Source organism: Nonomuraea sp. CX421 (assembly GCF_059358955.1).
Genome location: NZ_JCADBK010000003.1, coordinates 23,650 through 44,817 on the forward strand (window position 1 = coordinate 23,650; position 21,168 = coordinate 44,817).

Annotated in this window: 18 protein-coding genes, 1 tRNA gene and 1 pseudogene; 7 read left to right on the plus strand and 13 right to left on the minus strand. The window is 67.3% G+C overall.

The window, feature by feature from the left end; genetic code table 11:
* The first annotated feature begins 16 nt into the window (after positions 1-16).
* The gene (locus AC5L3X_RS05955) at positions 17-1,144 is read left to right on the plus strand and encodes a DUF3631 domain-containing protein (RefSeq protein ID WP_494855617.1); all 1,128 of its coding nucleotides are present in this window, start codon (positions 17-19) and stop codon (positions 1,142-1,144) included.
* A 70-nt stretch (positions 1,145-1,214) separates the two neighbouring features.
* Here the strand turns inward: AC5L3X_RS05955 and AC5L3X_RS05960 are convergent, their stop codons facing one another.
* Together AC5L3X_RS05960 and AC5L3X_RS05965 are read right to left on the minus strand one after the other, a co-directional pair.
* Positions 1,215-2,222, minus strand: coding sequence for a DUF262 domain-containing protein (locus AC5L3X_RS05960; protein ID WP_494855619.1), 1,008 nt, complete (start codon positions 2,220-2,222; stop codon positions 1,215-1,217).
* A complete protein-coding gene (locus AC5L3X_RS05965) occupies positions 2,219-2,545 on the minus strand; it encodes a hypothetical protein (protein WP_494855621.1) in 327 nt (108 codons plus the stop codon). Before AC5L3X_RS05965 ends, AC5L3X_RS05960 begins: the two co-directional genes overlap by 4 nt.
* A 758-nt stretch (positions 2,546-3,303) precedes the next feature.
* Between AC5L3X_RS05965 and AC5L3X_RS05970 the strand changes: the two genes are divergently transcribed.
* Positions 3,304-3,498 carry a helix-turn-helix transcriptional regulator gene (locus tag AC5L3X_RS05970; RefSeq protein WP_494855622.1) on the plus strand — a complete coding sequence of 65 codons (195 nt, stop codon included), beginning with the start codon at positions 3,304-3,306 and terminating at the stop codon, positions 3,496-3,498.
* Complete coding sequence (locus AC5L3X_RS05975) at positions 3,498-4,883, plus strand: tyrosine-type recombinase/integrase (protein WP_494855624.1); 1,386 nt, start codon at positions 3,498-3,500, stop codon at positions 4,881-4,883. The genes AC5L3X_RS05970 and AC5L3X_RS05975 overlap by 1 nt, the downstream gene beginning before the upstream one ends.
* 121 nt (positions 4,884-5,004) lie before the next feature.
* On the opposite strand, the gene AC5L3X_RS05980 is transcribed toward AC5L3X_RS05975, so the two are convergent.
* Together AC5L3X_RS05980 and AC5L3X_RS05985 are read right to left on the minus strand one after the other, a co-directional pair.
* A tRNA-Tyr gene (locus AC5L3X_RS05980) sits at positions 5,005-5,086 on the minus strand.
* 87 nt (positions 5,087-5,173) lie between these two features.
* Positions 5,174-5,338 (minus strand): hypothetical protein, encoded by a 165-nt coding sequence (locus AC5L3X_RS05985; RefSeq protein WP_494855626.1) that lies wholly within the window; start codon positions 5,336-5,338, stop codon positions 5,174-5,176.
* 251 nt (positions 5,339-5,589) lie between these two features.
* Here AC5L3X_RS05985 and AC5L3X_RS05990 point away from each other — a divergent pair, with 251 nt between their 5' ends.
* Complete coding sequence (locus AC5L3X_RS05990; protein WP_494855628.1) at positions 5,590-6,090, plus strand: YajQ family cyclic di-GMP-binding protein; 501 nt, start codon at positions 5,590-5,592, stop codon at positions 6,088-6,090.
* 218 nt (positions 6,091-6,308) lie between these two features.
* Positions 6,309-6,779 carry an NUDIX hydrolase gene (locus AC5L3X_RS05995; protein ID WP_494855630.1) on the plus strand — a complete coding sequence of 157 codons (471 nt, stop codon included), beginning with the start codon at positions 6,309-6,311 and terminating at the stop codon, positions 6,777-6,779.
* Here AC5L3X_RS05995 and AC5L3X_RS06000 read toward each other — a convergent pair.
* From AC5L3X_RS06000 to AC5L3X_RS06035, 8 genes and pseudogenes are all read right to left on the minus strand, one after another.
* Positions 6,754-8,241, minus strand: a complete 1,488-nt coding sequence (locus tag AC5L3X_RS06000; protein ID WP_494855632.1) for a hypothetical protein — start codon at positions 8,239-8,241, stop codon at positions 6,754-6,756. The genes AC5L3X_RS05995 and AC5L3X_RS06000 overlap by 26 nt on opposite strands.
* Before the next feature lie 351 nt (positions 8,242-8,592).
* Entirely contained in the window at positions 8,593-9,444 is an 852-nt protein-coding gene (gene htpX / locus AC5L3X_RS06005) for a zinc metalloprotease HtpX (RefSeq protein WP_494855633.1), read from the minus strand.
* Between the two features lie 96 nt (positions 9,445-9,540).
* Positions 9,541-11,133 (minus strand): NADH-quinone oxidoreductase subunit N, encoded by a 1,593-nt coding sequence (locus AC5L3X_RS06010; protein WP_494855635.1) that lies wholly within the window; start codon positions 11,131-11,133, stop codon positions 9,541-9,543.
* Positions 11,130-12,836 carry a complex I subunit 4 family protein gene (locus AC5L3X_RS06015; RefSeq protein WP_494856229.1) on the minus strand — a complete coding sequence of 569 codons (1,707 nt, stop codon included), beginning with the start codon at positions 12,834-12,836 and terminating at the stop codon, positions 11,130-11,132. Before AC5L3X_RS06015 ends, AC5L3X_RS06010 begins: the two co-directional genes overlap by 4 nt.
* Positions 12,836-14,743, minus strand: a complete 1,908-nt coding sequence (locus AC5L3X_RS06020) for an NADH-quinone oxidoreductase subunit 5 family protein (RefSeq protein WP_494855637.1) — start codon at positions 14,741-14,743, stop codon at positions 12,836-12,838. The genes AC5L3X_RS06015 and AC5L3X_RS06020 overlap by 1 nt, the downstream gene beginning before the upstream one ends.
* Positions 14,744-14,982: 239 nt before the next feature.
* Positions 14,983-15,264 (minus strand): annotated as a pseudogene (gene nuoK / locus AC5L3X_RS06025) (NADH-quinone oxidoreductase subunit NuoK); the annotation flags it as partial.
* Complete coding sequence (locus tag AC5L3X_RS06030; RefSeq protein ID WP_494855638.1) at positions 15,264-15,902, minus strand: NADH-quinone oxidoreductase subunit J family protein; 639 nt, start codon at positions 15,900-15,902, stop codon at positions 15,264-15,266. The pseudogene nuoK and the gene AC5L3X_RS06030, both read right to left, overlap by 1 nt.
* On the minus strand, positions 15,899-17,107 hold the full coding sequence (locus AC5L3X_RS06035; protein WP_494856230.1) for a NuoI/complex I 23 kDa subunit family protein: 1,209 nt from the start codon (positions 17,105-17,107) through the stop codon (positions 15,899-15,901). Before AC5L3X_RS06035 ends, AC5L3X_RS06030 begins: the two co-directional genes overlap by 4 nt.
* Between AC5L3X_RS06035 and AC5L3X_RS06040 the strand changes: the two genes are divergently transcribed.
* Complete coding sequence (locus AC5L3X_RS06040; RefSeq protein ID WP_494855639.1) at positions 17,106-18,308, plus strand: serine/threonine-protein kinase; 1,203 nt, start codon at positions 17,106-17,108, stop codon at positions 18,306-18,308. The genes AC5L3X_RS06035 and AC5L3X_RS06040 overlap by 2 nt on opposite strands.
* Before the next feature lie 326 nt (positions 18,309-18,634).
* Positions 18,635-19,624 carry an ABC transporter permease gene (locus AC5L3X_RS06045; RefSeq protein WP_494855640.1) on the plus strand — a complete coding sequence of 330 codons (990 nt, stop codon included), beginning with the start codon at positions 18,635-18,637 and terminating at the stop codon, positions 19,622-19,624.
* 96 nt (positions 19,625-19,720) lie between these two features.
* On the opposite strand, the gene AC5L3X_RS06050 is transcribed toward AC5L3X_RS06045, so the two are convergent.
* Positions 19,721-21,163 carry a hypothetical protein gene (locus AC5L3X_RS06050; protein ID WP_494855642.1) on the minus strand — a complete coding sequence of 481 codons (1,443 nt, stop codon included), beginning with the start codon at positions 21,161-21,163 and terminating at the stop codon, positions 19,721-19,723.
* Positions 21,164-21,168 lie beyond the last annotated feature (5 nt).

Genomic DNA, 21,168 nt, shown 5'->3' on the forward strand with positions numbered 1-21,168 from the left:
CCGGCTCCGCACCGCCATGACCCGCTACGTCATCCTGCCCAGCCCCGAGACAGCCGACGCCGTCACGCTGTGGATCGCCGCCACCCACGCCCAACTCGCGTGGGCGCACGCACCCCGCCTGGTCATCCGAGGACCCGAGAAGCGGTGCGGCAAGTCCCGGCTACTCGACATCGTGGAGGCCACCTGCCACAACCCGTTCATCACCGTCAACTCCTCCAGCGCCGCCGTCTACCGCTCCATCACCGAAGACCCGCCCACCATGCTCGTGGACGAAGCCGACACCATCTTCGGCCCCAAAGCAGACGGCAACGAAGACCTACGCGGACTACTCAACGCCGGACACCAACGCAACCGGCCGGCCAAACGCTACGACGCCGCCACCAACCGCGTGGAAAGCATTCCGACCTTCGCCATGGCCGCACTCGCCGGCATCGGCGCCATGCCCGACACCATCGAAGACCGTGCCGTCGTCGTCCGCATGCGCCGCCGCGCACCCGGCGAAACCGCCGCACCCTACCGCCACCGCCGCGACCGCACCCCACTTCGCCAGCTGGCCGCCGATCTCAATCAATGGCTACGCGCCGACCTTGACACTCTGGAGGAGGCCGAACCCGCGATGCCCGTCGAAGACCGCGCCGCCGACACCTGGGAACCCCTGGTGGCCGTCGCCGACTACGCCGGCGCCAGCTGGCCCGAGCGTGCCCGCGCCGCCGCCGTCGCCCTGACCGCCGAGGCCGACGACAACGGCCACACCTCGGCGCGCCTGCGCCTACTGGCCGCCTGCCGCACCGCATTCGGCACCGACACCGCACTGCCGACCGCCGTACTCCTGGAACGCCTCAGAGCCGACCCCGAGGGCGAATGGAACGACCATGGACCCGCCGGCCTGACCGCGATGAAACTCGGCACGATGCTGCGCGAGTACGAGATCCGTTCCGCCATGATGCGCTTCCCGCCCACCGGGCAACAGGCCCGAGGCTACCAACGCGCCGATTTCCTCGATGCATGGGCGCGCTACTGCCCAACCTCCGAACCACCGCCGAACGCCGCCGTGCTCGCGTTCGAGCGGGGGAGCCGTACCAGCCGTACTAGCCTCATCAATGCAGGTCAGCGTGGTACGGCTTCCGCTCCGGGTACGGCCTAGTCGTACCACCGATCCAAGCCGTACCAGCCCTGACCAGGGAAAGGTGCTGGTACAGCTACCCCATCAATCATTAGCCGAAGTAGGGCGCGACGAGTTTGGAGATTATCTCGCCTCGCCGAATTCGCCGCGCCCTCTCATTGCTTCCAGATATCACATCTACGTGGTAGCGCCGAGCATCTGCCTCATATTCCGCTCTGGGTGGCTCATCGGCAGCTACCGCATCTACCGATGTATAGAAGGCGTTCAGTTCCCTAGCGAGACCTTCGGGATCCACGCAGGTTTTATCGGTACGAGCCAGTTCGACAACGAGCGTGAACAGGTCATTCTTCTGCCAGGCCCGACTTTTCTCGTCAAGTCCGAGACCATCTATGATGTCTACCGATTTACGTATCCTTGCTTCTACGTCATCGCGAAGCGGGAAGTCGTCGTTGTATTTTCTGAGATACACTTCGTGTTCTAGGTCACGAGTGAAATATCCAGATATCAGCGTGATGATAACGGTAAGGCACCAGCTTACGTCTAGCATTCGCCTGATGTCCGCAGCGGTAAATACCCGACGCTGATCCCACTTGTTCCAGCGACTTACTTCTTCCGCTGCCCTCTTCAGTGCCCCATCGAAGCGCGCATGGTTAACTTCCATAGTATTGAGGCTATAGTTAGTCGAGTTCATGCGGTGGAAGACTTTCCGGATCTCATCAATTTCCAATGTTCCGAGATCCCGGACCACAACATCGTAGTTCAGGAATGCGTGCTTCCTCTCATCATCGAGGTCGGCGTACGGCGTAAGATCGCCAAGACGGAGTAGCTCGGATTCTGTGAAATACTGATAGATAGCAGTGATTCTTTGTTGACCGTCAACGATCAACTGACTTCCTGCGCCGGTATCCAGATCGACGATTCCGTCACAGAGAAATATCTCCGGAAAAGGAAGTCCTTCGAGCACCGTTTCTATGAAGAGTTGCTTGTGGCGATTGGTCCAGACAAGGCGACGCTGAAACTCAGGCTGGGGAATCAGCGTGCCATTATTTATTGCGGTTAGGAGTTCGCGAATCTTCTTGTTCGTTGCCGTTGTCTTCACAACCGCTCACTTCCTTGGCATGCAGATACTGCAACGCTTTGATACGACTCTAGAGCATCCATGTCGTTCCAAACGACGAAAGTAACCTTGTATGGCCCTGCCGCCTGTTGGCGCTGCAATTCTCTCCCAAGTTCCCACAGCAAATTCGCGGTGGGCAGAGCCTCCGAAATTGGCATCGATCCAGGATGAATGCTCCCACGGAGGTGGCCATTTTTAAAGCTTTTCAATTGGTCTCGCGGCCACAGGCCTTTAGCGGCCTGATACTTCCTTGCCTCACGCCAAAGCTGACTATAAAGATCTGGAGAAACGACAGCAACGTCCACGTCTGAAGTGTCGCCGAAGACCCGGTACCGATGGTCAGGCTTAATGCTAAATCCCAGCTTTGCCGATCCGACTGTGTAGACATCACGGTTCGGATGGACCGCTAACCCCGCCGCCACAGCTTCCCTCAACCCTGCGTGCTTATCCCGAGTTATAGCCACGCATGGCCCATGCGTGATGAATTCTCGCACTACCCGTAGGGGATCAGGGTGCTGCTTGAGCGCTTGACGGAACTGCCCTAGCGAGGCCTGGATCCCTGTCTCCAACTCCTCCTCAGTCACAGACCCAACATATCGCAAACCGAGGGCATCGCTAAGCCAGTGTTAGCTTGTCTGTCGATCCCACCTGGCTCCAAACATGAACTAACCTTCGCATTTCTTTCACTTCAGACGGCCAGAGGGCTCAACCGGCCGCCTTTGCTGGCGCAGGGCACGGTTCTGCCGCGCTGTCCGCCAGCTGGCAACCTCGCCCCGCTGGACGCCGACATGCGTCTGCTAGAGCGGGTAGCCGTACCAGCCGTACCAGCCTCATCAACGCAGGTCAGCGTGGTACGGCTTCTGGCTTTGGTACGGCTTAGCCGTACCACCGATACAAGCCGTACCAGCCTGACCAGGGAAAAGGAGGCTGGTACGGCTGGTACGGCTACCCCTCTCGAAACCGGCTCACACCCTCCGCAACAGCTTTGGCGATCACTTCACGCCGCGATGCCCACCGAGGCAGTTTCACGTCAATCACGGAACCCGGAAGGGATACACGCCCCATGGCTACCGCCACCGGAGTCAAGCATCTCACCGTCGCCGATTTCTGTGCCGAACTGGATATCGCCCGTTCCACCTTCTACGACTGGCGCGCCAAGCATCGGGCGCCCAAGTGCATCACCCTGCCCAACGGCAGCCTGCGCATCCGCCGCACTGAGTACGAACGCTGGCTCGCTTCCCGAGAGGACACAGCCTGATGAACACCACCTACGACATTCGCGTGTGGCGCGTACTCATCAACAGAAACAAGGGAGGAAATACCTATACCGTGCGGTGGCTCACCGCTGAAAAGCCCTGGCGCGAGACATTCATGACGCGGGCACTCGCCGAGAGTTTCCGCGCCGAGTTGCTCACGGCCATTCAGCAGGGAAAGTCGTTCGACCTGGCCACCGGACGACCTGCCGAGCACGCCGGGCAGCGCGGCCAGTCGGTCACGTGGTGGACGCTGATCTGTGCCTACGTTGACCATCGATGGGACGATGCGGCTCCGAACTCGCGCCGCTCAATCGCTGACGCCCTCGCCACCGCTACACTGTCGCTCCTCACTAGTGGGACCGGCCGGCCGCCCAAGTCCGATATTCGTAAGGCCGTGTCCAAGTGGGCTGCTAACAAGCCAAGACGCGCTACGGGGGACGTGCCGGAAGACATCGCCACTGCGGTTGCATGGCTGGAGAAGAACACGATTACCGTGGCGTCACTCGCCGATGAGGCAGTGATCCTGGAGACGCTGAAAGGCATTTCTAGGACCCTGACGGGAAAGACCGCCGCAGGGACCACGATCGCCCGTAAACGTGCAGTGTTCTACAACATCCTGGACTACGCGGTGAGCCCGGCCAAACTCCTGGCAAGCAACCCGCTGGTCAGTGTGAAATGGAAGACGCCCAAGGTCGCCGAGGAAGTCTCTCCCCGGCGTGTGGTAAACCCACAGCAAGCCGAGGCGCTGCTTGCCGAAGTCGAAAAGACAATGGCGCAACTGACAGCATTCTTCGCGGTCATGTACTACTCCGCTCTACGCCCGGCGGAAGCAGCGGAGCTCACAACCGACGAGATCGACCTACCCGACGTAGAAGGCGACGACGAGTGGGGATGGTTCTGTCTCGGCGACTCGGCGCCGGCAGTCGGAGCCGACTGGACAGGGAACGGAAAGCGTCGGGAGTCGCGAGAGCTCAAGCACCGCGCACGTACGGCGGTCCGACCGGTGCCGATCCCGCCGCCCCTGGTGGCCATCCTTCGCGCGCACATCGTGACGCACGGCGTAAGCCCAGACGGTCACCTGTTCGTGGGAGAGCGCGGCGGCCCGCTCTCGGAAAGCGTCTATGGCCGTGTCTGGCAGAAGGCTCGTAAGGGGACGCTGAGCAAGGTTGAGGCCGCCTCGCCGCTCGCAGCCCGGCCATACGACCTACGGCACGCCTGCGTCTCAACGTGGCTCAACGCGGGGGTTCCAGCCCCTCAGGTCGCCGAGTGGGCAGGGCACAGCGTCAACGTGCTCCTACGGGTCTACGCGAAGTGCATCGTCGGGCAAGACGACTTCGCTCGGAAGCTCATCGCCGAGGCGCTGAAGCGCCCGCGTGAGGCCGACTGAACGCCGACGCGCATACGACGCGAGCACCCGTTGAGCACCGTTGACGGCCATGGACAGTCGGACACAACGAGAGAGGCCCGCCACCGCGTTTCCGCTGGTGACGGGCCTTTTCTTGCTGGTGTGGCAGGTGCAAGGTTCGAACTTGCGTAGGCTGAGCCGACGGTTTTACAGACCGCTCCCTTTGGCCACTCGGGCAACCTGCCTCGTCATCCACTCTCGTGGCGACAGACAGAAGAATAGCGGACTTCCGAGGTGTACGTGACACCGGTTTGTCCCGCGCCGGATCTTGGTCACCCGCTCCGCCGGAACAGCAGCGACACGACCGCGACAAGGGCGTCACTCCAGGACCCCGCAGTATCGCTGACCTGCGCGAACAGCTCGTCCGGCACCGGCGCGCCGAGGAACTCGTAGAGCGCCCCCAGCCCCTCCGCGATCTCGATGGGCCGACCAGTCAACGTAGTACTCGTATCCGGGCAGGATGCTGTCCCACGGGTCGTCCTTCGTCGAGGCCGAGCCAGCGGCGGCCCACAGACGAGCTCGTACGCGATCATCTGCCCACGCGTGGAGGCGAGCAAGGGCCTGCCGTCCTGCATGTTGGCGCGATGCTGGCTAGGCTCGTTTGCTGGGGTTCGTGTTCACGGGGACGCGTTCGTGGTCCGCGAGACCTGGAGCCGGGCACCACATACATGCGTTCGCAGCTGAGAGGATGTGCGCTTTGGCCGATTCATCTTTCGACATCGTCAGCAAGATCGACCGCCAGGAGGTCGACAACGCGCTGAACCAGACGGTCAAGGAGATCGGACACCGCTTCGACTTCAAGGGCACCGGGGCGAGCATCAGCTGGTCCGGTCAGGAGAACATCGAGATCAAGGCGAACAGCGAGGAGCGGGCTGAGGCCGCGCTCGACGTGTTCAAGGAGAAGGTGGTCAAGCGGGGCCTCTCCCTGAAGATCCTCGACGCGGGTGAGCCCAAGCTGTCCGGCAAGGAATACCGGCTGCTGGTGAGCCTCAAGGAGGGCATTGACCAGGAGAACGCCAAGAAGATCTCCAAGCTGATCCGTGACGAGGGACCCAAGGGCATCAAGGCCCAGATCCAGGGCGAGGAGCTCCGAGTCAGCTCAAAGAAGAAGGACGACCTTCAGGACGTCATCTCCCTGCTCAAGGGCAAGGATCTCGACATCGCCCTGCAGTTCGTCAACTACCGCTAGCCGGCTCTTCTTAGATGGCGAAGAGTACGCCCGGGGCACAGGGGCCCGTCTCCCGTGCTCCGGGAAGCACTCGGTGATCAAACGCGCCAGACCTGCGCGATCTGGGAGGCCACCTAGTCGGCCAGGCTCGCCATCCGGTGGTGTGCACCACCGCCCAGTTCCAGAGTTCGGGAGTTCGCTTCTGGCGAGGCGTCATTTCGAGTCCGTAAGCTCTTCGTGTGACGAAGATCCCTCTACGCAGGTTCACGGCACGCGCGCTGCCCATCGACGACCATGGACGTGTCCTGCTGCTGCATGGGTTCGATCCCGCCGAGCCCGGCAGGCGCTACTGGTTCACGATCGGCGGAGCGCTGGAGGAAGGCGAGACCCTCCAGGAGGCCGCCGCCCGCGAGTTGCACGAAGAGGTCGGGATCCGCGCCGACGCCGGCGAGTTCACCGGCCCGTACGGCATGAGCACGATCGAGTTCTTCTTCGACCAGTACGCGATCGTCCAGGACCAGACGTTCTTCGCGGTCCGGGTCGGTCAGGTGGAGATCTCGTTCGAGCACATGGAGGAGATCGAGAAGGCGACCACCATCGAGCACCGTTGGTGGAGTGCCGAGGAGCTGGACGCGTCCGCCGAGACCTTCTTCCCTGAGGACCTCTCGTCCATCCTCCGCAAGATCACTGGGGACGGAGCACCCGCGTAGCACCGGCGATCAGGGCCGTGGCCAGGATCCACCCCGAGACGACCAGCCCGTACGCGAGCCCCTGCGTCCATCCCGCCGGGTCGAACAACTCTCGTTGTCCGAACGCGGGCAGCGGGAGCAGCAGGTCGAAGGTGTAGGCGAAGGAGTCGAAAACGGGGCTTTCGTCTGGCTTCAGCGCGCGTGGCGGGTTGAGCGCGAACGCCGCGGTGCCGGTCAGCAACAGGATCCCGAACCACACGCCGGCCAGCCAGGGGCGATACCCGTAGCCGACGGTGGCGTCGAGCAGCCAGCCCCACAGCCGCCTGCCGCGGCCCTGCGTGCGCCGTCTGGCGCGGAGCTTGGCGAGCTGAGCGCGACGGGCGAGCGCGTCGTTGCCGTCGCGGAGGTACCAGGCGGCCAGTTGCTCGTACGGCTGCGGGCGGAAGCCTTCGGGGTCACGACCGGCCCAGCCGATCCGGCGGGCGACCCCGCTGCCGCGCAGCCGGTCGTAGTTCAGGCCGTTCAGGCGGAGTTTGTCGGGCCAGGTGTCCGGATCATCCTGCAAAGTGCCGAAACGTGAGTGGGCCAGGCTGACCACGCCTTCGATGGGTTCGGCCGGTGCGAGGTGGAACTCGCGGGCCTCCATATGGCTGGCATGCACCGCGTACGAGGTGTCGGGGCTGCGTACGACGCCTCTGAGCTCGAACGTGCTGCCGATCCGGGCGCCGCGCAGCCGCAGGCAGCCCAGCGCGGTGAAGCCACGGGTGCACTGCACGGTGTCCTCGACGACCATGTTGTCGGCGGTGAGCGCGTTCTTGCCCGGATTGCGGAGGGTCGCGCCCTCGAAGATGAGATCTCCGTTGAGCCGGGCGCCGACCAGGCGGACACCGCCGGTGAAGTCGGCGTTCTTCATGTTCGCCCCGGCCTCGACCACCATCGAACCGGCGTACAGGGCCCACTCGTCGTCGCCCGTCACCTTGGTGCCGGCCAGCCAGAGCCCGCTCTCGAACTGGGCGCGAGCGATGCGCACAGTGCCGGTGATGTTCGAGCCGGACAGGCTGAGGTGCCCGGCCACCCGCATTCCGCCGCCGCTGAACCCGGGTAACGAGCAGTCGGTCAACCTGACCGTACGGGTCGTCGTGCCGGTGAGTTGTACGGGTTCGTCTAGGTGACAGCCGCTGAGCACGAGTTCGTGCTCCACGTTGCCGCCCAGGATCGTGAGCGAACCTGTGATCCGGGCGCCACGCAACCGGATCGCGGGGGCCGCGCCGGCCTCCGGATCGCGGGCGCCGAGCAGCAGGGAGGTGATCACTTGAGCGCGTACGGTGCGCTCGGGGCCCCAGGTGTCGCCGTCGGTCGGCGCGTTCGCCCCTGCCGGACGGCCCACAGAGCTCTTGACCGGAGCGAACTCCACGAACTCGCCCGTGGGAAAGGCGTCCCATAGTCTGCGCTCGGCCGCGCTGAGTCGTGGAGATCGTCTCATGCACGTGATTCTGGTGCAGGCTCAGCGGCTATGCGGGTTCTGAAGGTGATTCTCCTGGCATCGAGACCCCACCGATGGATTCTGCCCAGAGGCCTGATATGCGTATCGCAGTCACGATCTTATTGATCACCATGCTCACCTCTTGCGGGCTCACACCGGCGCGCCCGGTCGCCGGCGGGGGCGAGGAACGACAGCCGCACAGATCGCCAGCACCTCGCCGACTGGTTGGCCGCCAAGAGCGGCCCCTGCTCAAGGTCACGGGGTACGGCGAGACCGTGCCGGTCGCGCCGAACACCAAGGCGGACGACAGCGACGACCCGGCAGATGGTCATCTTGGTCGCGACGTGATCTCTAGCGGCGGTAGCCGGCCATGCGCTCGAGTCGGGCGACCCGCTCCGACGTGGGCGGGTGCGACGAGAACAGCCGGCCGAAGCCCGAGCCGCTGAACGGGTTGGCGATCATCATGTGGGAGGCGGAGGTCAGGCGGCTGTTCTCCGGGAGGGGCAGCCGGCGGGCGCCCATCTCGATCTTGCGCAGCGCCGAGGCCAGCGCCAGCGGGTCACCGGTCAGCATGGCGCCCGACTCGTCGGCCTGGTATTCCCTCGTACGGGAGATCGCCATCTGGACCATGCCGGCCGCGACCGGTCCGAGCACCATCATGAGCAGCGCGCCGAGGAAACCGGGGCCCTCGTCATCGTCGGAGCCGCCGAAGAAGACGGCCACATAGCTGAGCCAGGTGATCATCGTGGCCAGCGCACCGGCCACGGACGAGATGAGGATGTCGCGGTTGTACACGTGGGACAGCTCGTGCCCGATCACCCCGCGTAGCTCCCGCTCGTCCAGCAACTGCGTCAGCCCGTACGTCACACAGACGGCGGCCTGGCGCGGGCTGCGGCCGGTGGCGAACGCGTTGGGCTGGATGGTCGGCGAGATGTACAGGCGTGGCATCGGCTGGCGGGCCTGGGTGGAGAGCTCGCGCACGATGCGGTAGAGGGTGGGCTGCTCGACCTCGCTCACCGGGCGGGCCCGCATGGCGGACAGCGCGATCCGATCCGAGAAGAAGTACGCGAAACCGTTGCTCGCCATGGCCAGCACGAAAGCGATCTGCAGGCCGGTGCTGCCGCCCAACCAGGCGCCCAACGCGAGGATCAGCGCTGACAGGCCGCCGAGCAGGATGGCGGTGCGCAGACCGTTGTGGTGCAAGGTTCCCCCCTTCATGGTCCGGGTTCACCTGGTCCAACGACCACCCCCCGGTACAACGTTCCCTGGCTGCTCCCGTCGACGGATCGCCGCCGCCGATCACCCTGGAGCCGTGGCCAGGTCGAGAACGAGTTGGGGAGCGACGGAGAACACCACAGCCAGCGCGACCGCCAGCCCGGCGGCCACCCAGGTGGCGGGGAACGGCCGCCGGGCGGCGGTGACGGGGGGCGTGGGAGTGAAGATCCTGCCTGCCCAGACCACGTAGTAGTAGAGCCCGATCACCGTGTTGACCGCCATGACCACGGCCAGCCAGCCGGAGCCGCCGTCAACGAGCTCGCGGAAGACCACGATCTTGGCGAAGAGACCGGCCAGTCCTGGGGGGAGCCCGGCCAGGCAGATGAGGCAGAACGCCAGCGCGAGCCCCGCCATAGGGCTGCGGAAGGCGAGCCCTCGGTAGTCGTCGAGCTCATTGCGGGTCGCCGTCCTGGAGACGATCATGACCACGGCGAACGCGCCCAGGTTCATCGCGGCGTAGATGACGAGGTAGGCGACGGAGGCGCCGACCGCACCGGACAGCAGGGCATCGCCCGACGCCCCTGGCCGGGACGCCACCGCGATCGGGGCCAGGATGTAGCCCGACTGCGCGACCGAGGACCAGGCCAGCAGACGTACGGCGGAGCGCTGGCGTATGGCCAGCAGGTTGCCCGCCGTCATGGTGAGCGCCGCGAGGATCGCGATGATCGGTGCCCAGGTGGCGGCCTGCCCGGCCAGGGCGGTGACCAGCAGCAGGATGAGCCCCGCGAACCCGGCCGCCTTGGAGATCACCGACAGCAGCGCGGCGACCGGGATGGGCGCGCCCTGGTAGACGTCGGGCGCCCAGGCGTGGAACGGCACGGCGGCGATCTTGAATCCGAACCCCGCGGCGACCAGCACGACGCCGACCGTCACGACCGCGGGCAAGCCGTGGGCGGCCTCCAGGGTGGGCGCGAACGTCGCGGGCGGCGGGCTCGCGCCGCTGAGGACGGCGCCGATCCGCGACAGGTGGACCGAGCCCGCGACGCCGTAGAGCAGCGACACCCCGAACAGCATGATCGCCGTTGACACGACCGAGACCAGGAACAACTTGATCGCGGCCTCCGACGAGCGGCCGTCGTAGCGTTTCAGCGCCGTGAGAGCGAAGACCGGGAGCGACACGAGTTCGAGGGCCACCACGAGCATGATCAGGTCACGGGAGGCGGGCAGCGTCACGGCGCCGACCAGCGTGCACAGCAGGAGGAAGTACCACTCGCCGACCGGGATGCCGCCGCCGGCCAGCTCGGTCATCGACATCAGCACGACCACCACGGCGGCCACCAGCACCAGACCGGCGAAGATCAGGGTGAACCGGTCGGCCACGAACGAGCACAACCCCGTGCCGCCCGCTCCTTCCTGGCTGCCTGCCGGTCCGGAACCGCCCGTGGCCCTCGCGAGAGCGTCCGGGACGCAGAACGTGGCCAGGGTCCGCCCGCCCTGGGCGGCCTGCGCCACGACGAATCCCAGCGCGATGAGCACCCCGGCGAGGCTGACCAGCCCCAGACCGGCCATGGTGCGCCGACCAGCGGGCAAAAAGGCGTCGAGCAGCAGCACGAGCCCGGCCGCGAGCGCCAGCACCAGAGGCGGAGCGATCACGAAGTAGTGGATCTGCTGGATCATGACAGGACTCCCAGCAGGGTCTGCACCGCCGGTGTGGTGAGCGAGAGAAGCAGCTTGGGCCAGAGGCCGAACAGCAGGATCAGCACGATCAACGGCACCCAGGCGACCAGCTCGTAACCCCTGATGTCGCGCATCGCCCCTGCCTTGGGAGCAGGCGCTCCCGTCTCGGTCACCTCGGCCGTCCGACGGCCCCCCTCCGGCCCCGACTCCGCCGCCCCGGCGGCCAACTCCTCGGGCCGGGACTCCGCCGCCCCGGAGCCCGTCTCCTCCGGGCCCGCACCCGCCCCGCCTGGGGCAGGGTGCGTCGCGGTCAGGCTGAGCGCCGGCCGGGCCGGAAGGCCGTGGGTCACGCGCGACAGCATGACGAGGAAGTACGCCGCCGTCAGCACGGCCCCGAGCCCGCCGATCGCCATGAAGACGAGGAACAACTCGCGCGGCAACACCTCGGCCGGCTGGAAGGCGCCGAGGAGGGCCAGCATCTCTCCCCAGAACCCGGCCAGCCCGGGGATGCCGAGCGAGGCGATGGCGGCGAACGTCAGGACTGCTCCCAGGTGTGGCAGCGTGGCCAGCATGCCGCCGCCCAGCGAGGGCATGTCGGCGGTGCCGTACCGTTCCTTGATCGCGCCGGCGAGGAAGAACAGCAGGCCGGTGATCAGGCCGTGCGCGACGTTGGCGAACAGGGCGCCGTTGACGCCCACGGTGGTCAGCGTGGCGAACCCGAGCAGCACGAAGCCCATGTGTCCCACGGAGGAATAGGCGATCATCCGTTTGAGGTCGCGCTGGGCCAGACAGGCCAGGGAGCCGTAGACGATGCCGACCACCGCCAGGGCGCCCAGCCACGGCGCGATCACCACCGCTCCCTCGGGCAGGACGGGGATGGCGATCCTGGCGAAGCCGTACGTGCCCATCTTCAGCAGCACCCCGGCCAGCAGCACCGAGCCGACGGTCGGAGCCTCCGTGTGCGCGTCGGGCAGCCACGTGTGCAGGGGCCACATGGGCGTCTTGACCGCCAGGCCGATGCCGACCGCCGCGAAGGCGAGGACCTGCACTCCCCTCGACATGCCCGCGCCGTGCGCCTGGCTCAGGGCGACGATGTCCAGGGTGCCGGTCTGGGCCCAGATGAGCAGCAGGCCGAGCAGCATCACGACCGAGCCGAGCAGCGTGTAGAGGATGAACTTGATCGCCGCGCTCCGGCGGCCTCTGCCTCCCCAGATGGCGATCAGGAAGTACATCGGGATCAGCACGACCTCGAAGAACACGAAGAACAGCAACAGGTCGAGGGCCAGGAACGTGCCGATCATGCCGACTTCGAGGACGAGCAGCGTGAACACCAGCGCTCTCGGCCTGCCGGTGGCAGGCGTCAGAAGCTGGCCTGGGGCGCGCGCGTCACCCCAGCTCAGGTAGGCGAAGCAGAGGAACGTCAGCAGAGCCGTCAGCACGACCAGCGGCAGTGAGATGCCGTCGACACCCAGATGGAACCGCAGGCCGAGGCCGGGAATCCAGGGCTGGTCGACGGTGAGCTGCGGCCGGGCCGCCTGGGTGTAGTCGAACGTCGCCGCCAGCATCACCGCCAGCGCCAGCGTCACGCCCGAGAAGACGAGCCCGTAGCCGCGCAACACCGGCCGGAGCAGGGTCGGCGAGATCAGGAGCAGCAGAGCGCCGAGCAGCGGGACGGCGAGCAGCGCGACGGGAAGCCAGCCCATCATGCGAACACCACCGCCCCCACCACGATCAACAGGACACCGGCCAGCAGACCGGTCACGTAGAGCTGGACATTGCCGTTCTGGGTCAGCCGCAGCATCCCGGACAGACCCTGGGCGGTGCGTCCCGAACCGCGCACCGCTCCGTCCACCACCCGGTCGTCGGTCCGGACCACGAGCCTGGCCATGGTCTGCAACGGGCGGACGAACACGGCGGTGTACAGGCTGTCGACGTAGAACGCCCGCTCGCACGGCACCAGGAACGGGCCGAGCAGGCGCGACGGGTCGGCCACCGGATCACTGCGCCAGAACGCGTAGACGACCCCGCCGCCGAGCAGTGCGAGCACGACGCTGAGGGCGGCCACTTCCAGGTCGAGGTGCGGCCCTCCGGCGAACCCGAGCAGCAGAGTGGGGACAGCCAGCAGCACGATGGGCACCAGCATCGTCCTCGGCGCCTCGCGGACGTCGACCACGTGGGCCATGCCGGGTCGGGGCTCGGGCAGCGCGACCACCCTGGCCTCGCCGAAGAACGTACGCAGCCAGGCTCTGGTGGCGTACGCGGCGGTGACGGCGACGGTCGCGAGCGCGCAGCCGTACAGGAGCAGGGCGGCGGCGTCCGTGAGGCGGCCACCGGTCAGCGCGCGTTCCATCGTGAGCAGGAGTGCGTCCTTGCTGAAGAACCCGCTGGCCGGTGGGAGGCCCATGAGAGCGGCGAAGCCCACCGTCATGGTCACGAACGTGATCGGCAGCGTGCGCCGGAGCCCGCCCATCTGGCTCATCAGGTTGGAGCCGATGTGGTGGATCACGGCGCCCGCGCAGAGGAACAGCAGAGCCTTGAACGCGCCGTGGGTGAGCAGATGGAAGATCGCGGCGCTGTCGGACCCCGCCGCGAGCCCTCCGGCCATGTAGGCGAGCTGGCTGACCGTGGAGTAGGCGAGCACGCGTTTCAGATCGTCCTGAGCGAGCGCGGCCAGAGCGGCGCCGAGCATGCCGAGGGCGGCGATGATCGCGAGCACGTCGAGCGTCGGGCGAGCGGCCAGGAAGGCGGGAAAAAGCCTGGCCACGATGAAGATCCCGGCGGCGACCATGGTGGCCGCGTGGATCAGCGCGCTGATCGGCGTCGGACCGGCCATGGCATCGGGCAACCAGGTGTGCAACGGCACCTGCGCGCTCTTGCCCGCCACTCCGGCGAGCAGCAGCATCGTGGCGGCCACCAGCGTGCCCGTGGACATCTCGGGCACTTTGGTCAGCACGTCGTCGATGCGGAAGCTGCCCGCCGAGACACCGAGCACGAAGATGCCGAACAGGAAGCCGACGTCACCCAGCCTCGTCACCAGGAACGCCTTGACGGCGGCTCGCGAATTGGCCCGGTCTTCCCACCAGTGCCCGATCAGCAGGTAGGAGCAGAGGCCCATGATCTCCCAGCCCACGTAGAGGACCAGGAGGTCGCCGGCATAGACGACGAGCAGCATCGCGCTGGTGAACAGGCTGATGAAGCTGCTGTAGGACGGGTAACGCGGGTCGTCGTGGAGGTAGCCGACGGAGTAGATCTGTACGGCCAGCGCCACGAGCGTCACCAGGACGCCGAGGATGGCGGACAGGTCGCCGGCCTGGAGGGTCAGCGAGATCGGGATGCCACCGGTGACGATCGTGCCGTAGGTGCGCCCCACGGGCTCCCCCGGCGAGGCTCCCTCGATGAAAGCGAACCCGGGCCCCCAGGCCAGCCAGATCGCCAGCACGGCGGACGCGGCGGTCGGGATGATCGCGAACCACCCGGCCCTGCCGCGGGCCGCGGCTGCCCGCGTCTCGGGCGTGTCAGGAGCCCGGAGGCGTGGGCGGCGCGAGAGGAGGAGGCCGGCGAAGGCCGCGGCGAAAGGCAGGAGCACGGCCAGCAGCGGGAACGTCGTCACGGCTTGCCACCTCGCTTGGCGGACCGCTGGTCTTCACGTCCGTTGCCCGACGGAGCTGCCTCGCCCATGGCGACGTTTCGAGATCCGGGGGTGGGCGGACGGTCGCCGGACTCGGTCACATTCGGTGGAGCGGGCGTGGGCTTGCCGGGATCAGGCGAGCGATCGCCGGGAGCCCATTGTCCGGTCGCCTCGGTGGCGGCGGGTAGGGGCTGGGCGGGCTCGGCCAGCTCCCGGAGCTGATCGAGGTCGACGGTCCTGCGGTTGCGGTAGAGGGCGAGGACGATCGCGAGGCCCACGCCCACCTCGGCGGCCGCGATGACGATGACGAACAGCGTGAGCACCTGACCGCTGTGCAGCCGGTCGCGCAACCACACATCGAACGCGACCAGGTTGAGGTTGACGGCATTGAGCATCAGCTCGACCGACATGAGCACGAGAATCGTGTTGCGGCGCGCGAGGACGCCATAGACACCGACGGAGAAGAGGAGCGCGGAGATGACCGCCGGGTAGACGATGTGCACTAATGCCCCCCGCTGCGGTCAGCTGGCGAGCTCCCTGACTGATCGGCCGGATCTCCCGGCGAGGACGTCGAGGTGTCGGGCGGGTCGGGCGGGTCGGCGGGGGGACCGCCGGGGATGTCCGTACGGGACAGCACGATGGCGCCGATCAGAGCGGCCAGGAGCAGCACGGACAGGGCCTCGAAGGGCAGCACCCATGTGCTGAACACGCTCGCGCCGAGCTCGCTCGCCGAACCCGCACCGGGTGTCAGCGGCGTGTAGGCGGTGCGGAAGCCGTCGATCACCACGGTGACCAGGATGGCCGCCGTCGCGAGGGCCACCCCCGCGGCCACCACCCGGTTGCCGCTGTCGAGGTCGGCGGAGCGGCCGATCGGGGCGCGGGTCAGCATGATGCCGAACAGCATCAGGACCACGACGGCGCCCACGTAGATGAGCACCTGGACCCAGGCGACGAACTCGGCGGTCAGAACGAGGTAGCAGCCGGCCAGCGCGCCGAAGGAGACGACCAGCCACAGGGCGGCGTGCACGAGCTGGCGGGTCGTGACAACGAGCAGCGCCGATCCGACCGCCACCGCACCCAGCAGCAGGAAGACGACTTCCTGCCCAGTGGGTGACAAGTAGGAGGGCACCTCCTCGGTCACGAATCCTCCTCGGACTCCTTTGTCCCGTCAGGGGCGAGCCGCCCGGGAGGGCGGATGGATCGAGGGTCGGCCATCCGGCGCCTGCGCGGCCTCGGGCCTGCAGTCTGCTCCTTCGAGTCGGCTTCCGGGCCCGGCCCGCCCGAAGCTGTGGACAACTCTTCCTCGGACGGCTCGCCTGTGGATGACGGACCGCTCTGGGAAGGCTCCGTGGGCTGAGTACGGGGCGATCCGGCGCCAGACGGCTCGCCCGTCGCCGCGGTGTCCGAAGTCGGCACCGCTTTCGCCGGCCCGGACACGGAAGGGGGCACGTCGGACGGGCGCGTTTCCTCCGGGACGGCCCCGGAGGGTGCGGTCTCCGGAAGTGCGGTTTCAGGGGGCGGAGTGCCAAGGGTCACGGGCTCAGAGGGAGCGGGCGTGGACGAGGCACCCTTGGGAGCGGCCGTCGTGGCGGGGCGGTCTTGGGCTGGGGTGGCGGGAGCGTCGGGGGCCGATGTGGCGCGAGTGTCGTCGCGAGGGCGGCGGGACGGGGTGGGACGAGTTGAAGGCGCGCCCGGGCGGCGAGGGGCTGCAGTGAGCTCCTTGGGCGGCTCGGCGCCGGGGTCGTGGGCAGGAGGCGGTGGGACGGTGAGCACCCAGGTCGCGAGCCGGTCCTTCTCGTGCAGAAGGTTACGGATGTCGCCCTCGGCGTACTCGAACTCGGGGGACCAGAACAGCGCGTCGAACGGGCACACCTCAATGCAGATCCCGCAATACATGCACAGGGCGAAGTCGATGGCGAAGCGGTCGAGGACGTTGCGCTGGCGCGGGCGGCCGCCCTCGGGAGCCGGGATCGTCTCCTTGTGGGAATCGATGTAGATGCACCAGTCGGGGCACTCTCGCGCACACAGCATGCAAGAGGTGCAATTTTCCTCAACCAGGGCGATCACCCCGCGGCTGCGAGGCGGGAGAGCGGGCTTGACCTCGGGATACTGCTGGGTGACGGATTTGCGCAGCATGTGGCGGAGGGTGATGGACAGCCCCTTTGCAAGTCCGACTCCCGGTATCCGTCCCATAATCAACATCATGGCGCACTTGGCCGCGCACGTGAATGAGCAGGGCACCTTATCCCCAGGTTTTCCACAGCTATCCACAGGCTGGCCGGGGGTTATCCACAACATTGGTCCACAACCGATATGTGCAAGTACGGGACGATAACCTGCCGCCATGTCGAACACCCATCCGCGCGGCCCCAGCGCTCTGGCGTGGACCGCCGCCGTGGGGTGGGCGGTCCTGCCGCTGTTCACGTGCGGCCTGACGACCCCGTTCACGATCGGGTTCGCCGCCTACTGGCTGCGCAGCGTGTGGCTGGTGCTCGCGACTGCGGCCTACACCGTCTGCGTGGGCTCGTTCCTCATCGCGGTGATGGCCTACCCCGAGTTCGACGACATCCCGGAGCCGATGTCCACACTGATCTCGGTGGCGCTCATGGCATGCTGGCTGGGCGGTGTCATCCACTCGGGCATCCTGGTGCCGGCCATGGCCAGGGCCCGGCACGGGCGGCCCGTCTATCCACATCCGGTTCACCATGCCGGGCCGGGATATCCACACACCGACCTGCACCAGCGCACCACCTCCCCCAGCACCCATCTGCGGCCCGGCGAGCCCGAATGGATCGGGCACTACCGCGTGCTCCGTTCGCTCGGGCGCGGCGGGCAGGGCGCCGTCTACCTCGCGATGGCCCCCAACGGGGTGCAGGTCGCGGTGAAGGTCCTGCACGACCTGGTCGACGAGACGGCCCGGATGAGGTTCGCGAGGGAGGTCGACGCCGCGCGCAGGGTGGCGACGTTTTCCACAGCCCGCCTGCTCGACGTGAGCATCACCGGCCGGCACGCGTACATCGTCAGCGAGTACGTCGACGGCCCCTCACTCGAGCAACTCGTACGCCGCCACGGTCCGCGCGACGAGGACAGCCTGACCCGGTTGGCGTTGTCCACAGCCGGGGCGCTGGCCGCCATCCACAAGGCGGGGATCGTGCACCGCGACTTCAAGCCGAGCAATGTGCTCATCGGCCACGACGGGCCGCGCGTGATCGACTTCGGCATCGCGCGGGCGCTCGACCAGGTGACGATGACGTCCGGGAAAATGGTCGGCACGCCGCCTTACATGTCGCCCGAGCAGCTGACCGGGGAGCAGGTGGGGCCCGCCTCCGACGTGTTCAGCTGGGCGGTGACGATGATGTTCGCGGCGACGGGGCGGCCGCCGTTCGGCGAGGATTCGGTGCCCGCCGTGTTCAACCGTGTGTTGACCGTCCATCCGGACTTATCCCCTTTACCGCCTGGCCTTCGGGGCATCGCGGGCTCCTGTCTCCGGAAGAGTCCGCTCGACCGGCCCTCCGCCTCGGACGTGATGCTGGCCATCGTGCACTGACGATTACCGAACGCGACCGTTCGGCACATGCGAAACGATCTCGTCCAGTGCTGCCGAGTCGGCGTGCCGCCTCATGGCCCTGTCAGGTCCACGGGCCTGGTCAGGCCAACGGACCTGGTCAGGCCAACCGGGCCCGATCAGATCGAGGGGCCTGGGCCGATGGACCGGCCCTTCCTTGAGATGGTCTCTGAGCGAGATGAGGCTTGACGGCATTGGGGGTGCGTGGGTAGGTCGAGGGTGGCTGGGAGTGGGTATGCGTTTCGGACGATCCATGACGCAAGCGAGCCTGAGCCTTGTCCCGAATGGTGCCCCGGGAGCCCCGGAGCGTGCGACAGATATGGGCGGCGTTTCGCCGCTCACCGTACCTGCCTGCGGTTGTGGTGCTGTTCATCGTCGCGGCTGCGGCCGGGTTGTTCGCGGGCTCCTACACGTACGCGATGGCCAATCCGACGCCGCACCGCATTCCGATGGCCGTCGTGGGGACGGGTGGGGCGGAGCAGCGGGCGGCATTCGTGGCTGGGATGAGGAGGGAACTGCGGGCAGCGGTCGAACTACGTGATTTCCGTACGTACCAGGCTGCTCTCCGGGCCGTCGAAGAGCAGCAGGTGTTCGCTGTCATCGAGGTGCGCGGGCGCCAGGCGGTGGTGCACGTGGTGGGCGCGGCGGGGGCGTCCATGGCCGAGCTGGTGTCGAAGGCGGCGCCGAAGGTCGGCGCGCACATCGGAGTGCATGTCATGGTGACTGATCTCAAGCCCCTACAGCCAGGCGACCCACGGGGGCTGGCGCTGTTCTACATCTCACTGGCAGCGGTGATCATGGGGTTCATCGGCGCGGTACAGCTCAGCGTGCACGCCAAGGCCCTGAACCGGGCCGAGCTGATCGCGTTCATCGCCGCCTGCTCGATGCTGGGCGGGTTCGCGATCGCGGCGACGGTGGATTGGCTGCTCGGGGCGCTGGCTCTGCCGTTCGCGGAGTCGTGGCTGATCCTGGCGTTGACCATGTTCACCTCCGGCATGGTGTTCACGATGTTCAACTCGCTCATCGGCCGGTGGGCGATCGTGCCCACGTGGGGAGTGATGGTGCTCATCGGTAACCCGTCGTCGGGTGGGGCGGTGTCGTGGCCGCTGCTGCCGTCGGCGTTCGGGGCGGTCGGGCGATGGCTTCCGCCGGGCGCTTCGGTGAACGCCCAGCACACGGCCGTGTACTTCGGGGATCACCAGCACGCGATGCCGTTCCTGGTGCTTGCCGCCTGGGCGGCGATATCGTGCGGCGTCTTCTGCGCCTGGCACCGGCGACCGGGCGACGGCAGGATCTGACGAGAAGGCTCCGGACAGACCCTGACGCCAGTCGCCGGGCTTCCCTTCCAGCGGCGCACGAAGGCCCGCGCGGCGCGAAAGACGCTGGACCGCCGGTCAGGGGATCGCGTCTCGGCACGTCCGGGCCAGGTTGAGATACTCCTCGCGCGACACTCGGTGTACGGCCAGCCGCAGATGCTGTCGCTCAGCGAACCTCTGGGCCATGCCGGCGTCCCAAGGGCCCGGAAGGTGAAGGAGCGGCTGCCCGGTCGCGCTCAGGACGAAGAGGCCCACGGCAGATGGGGCCGACACCGCCACCGCAGGTGGGCCGGCGCCATTCCCCACGGCGGCAGGCGGGCCGGCGCCATCCCCCACGGCAGCAGGTGACAGCACAGATCCCGGCTCAGCGGAAGGTGGCGTCCCGAAATTCGGCGTGACCGGCTGAGCGGCGGTCTCCGCCGGCGTGGGTGCCGGTCGCGGGCCCGAGGCGGTCGGCTGAGCGCCCGTCGAACCCGACGCAGCTGCCGATCCCCAGTCCGACATGGCCGGCTCGGCGGCAGCCGACGCAGCTGCCCGTCCCCGGTCCGAGATAGCCGGCGGGCCGACAGCCGAAGCCAACGCAGCAGCCGATCCCCGATCCGAGATAGCTGGCGGGCCGACAGCCGAACCCGGCGCAGCAGCCGATCCCCGATCCGAGACGGCCGGCGGGCCGACAGCCGACGCAGATGCCGATCTCCCGTCCGAATTGGTCGGGCGGGCGGTGCTCTCAGTCGGTGTCGGGTGTACGGGTGGTCTGAGGGGGGTGTAGTGGTAGAGGAGGAGGGCGGAGGCTTCTGAGCGGCGGGGGCCGATGCGGAATTTGGTGGTCGCCTCCTTGCCGCGTTCGATCCGCAGCTGGCCGGACTTGACCGTCAGGTACGGCCCGCCGGCCTGCGCCAACAGGGCACCGGTCCGGGCCCGCCGCCGCTGTAAGCGGGCCACGACGGGTCGTAGCACCAGGAGCGCCGGGCTGAAGGCGATCATCAGCCACCTGGCGTCCACCAGGTCGAGCGCGATCCGGCCCACGAAGGAGAGGCCGCGCCAGACCATCCAGGCACCGTTCACGGCGAGGTAGGCCATCACGACCAGCCCGACGACGCCGGCGCAGATGGCCACCAGGCCACGCCATCGGCGTCGGCTGAGGAACGACGGGCGGCGGCCGTGCAGGCGGCGCCAGCCGGGGGCACGCGCGGCGAGCAGCACCCGGGCTTTCGCTGGCGCGTCGTGGTGGACGTTCGTGAGGTGGAGGCCCGCTGCGGCGGCGAAGGCCCTCGTGGGCAGGTGGTCCCAGGGACCGGGCAGGTCGAGGAGGACGAGTCCGTCCTCGTCGAGAGCCGCCAGACCGCCGATGGTTTCGTTCGGCGTGTCGGTGTGCTCCTGAACGTAGGAGTAGCGGTGGAGCGCCGCCGGTTTCACCCGGATCGCGGTGTCCGCCGCCTCGTCCGTGGCCGTGAGTGTCTGCCCGTCCCAGAACAGTGCGGTCTTGGTCGCTCCCTCGATCGGCCGCAGCCAAGCGTTCAAGAAGA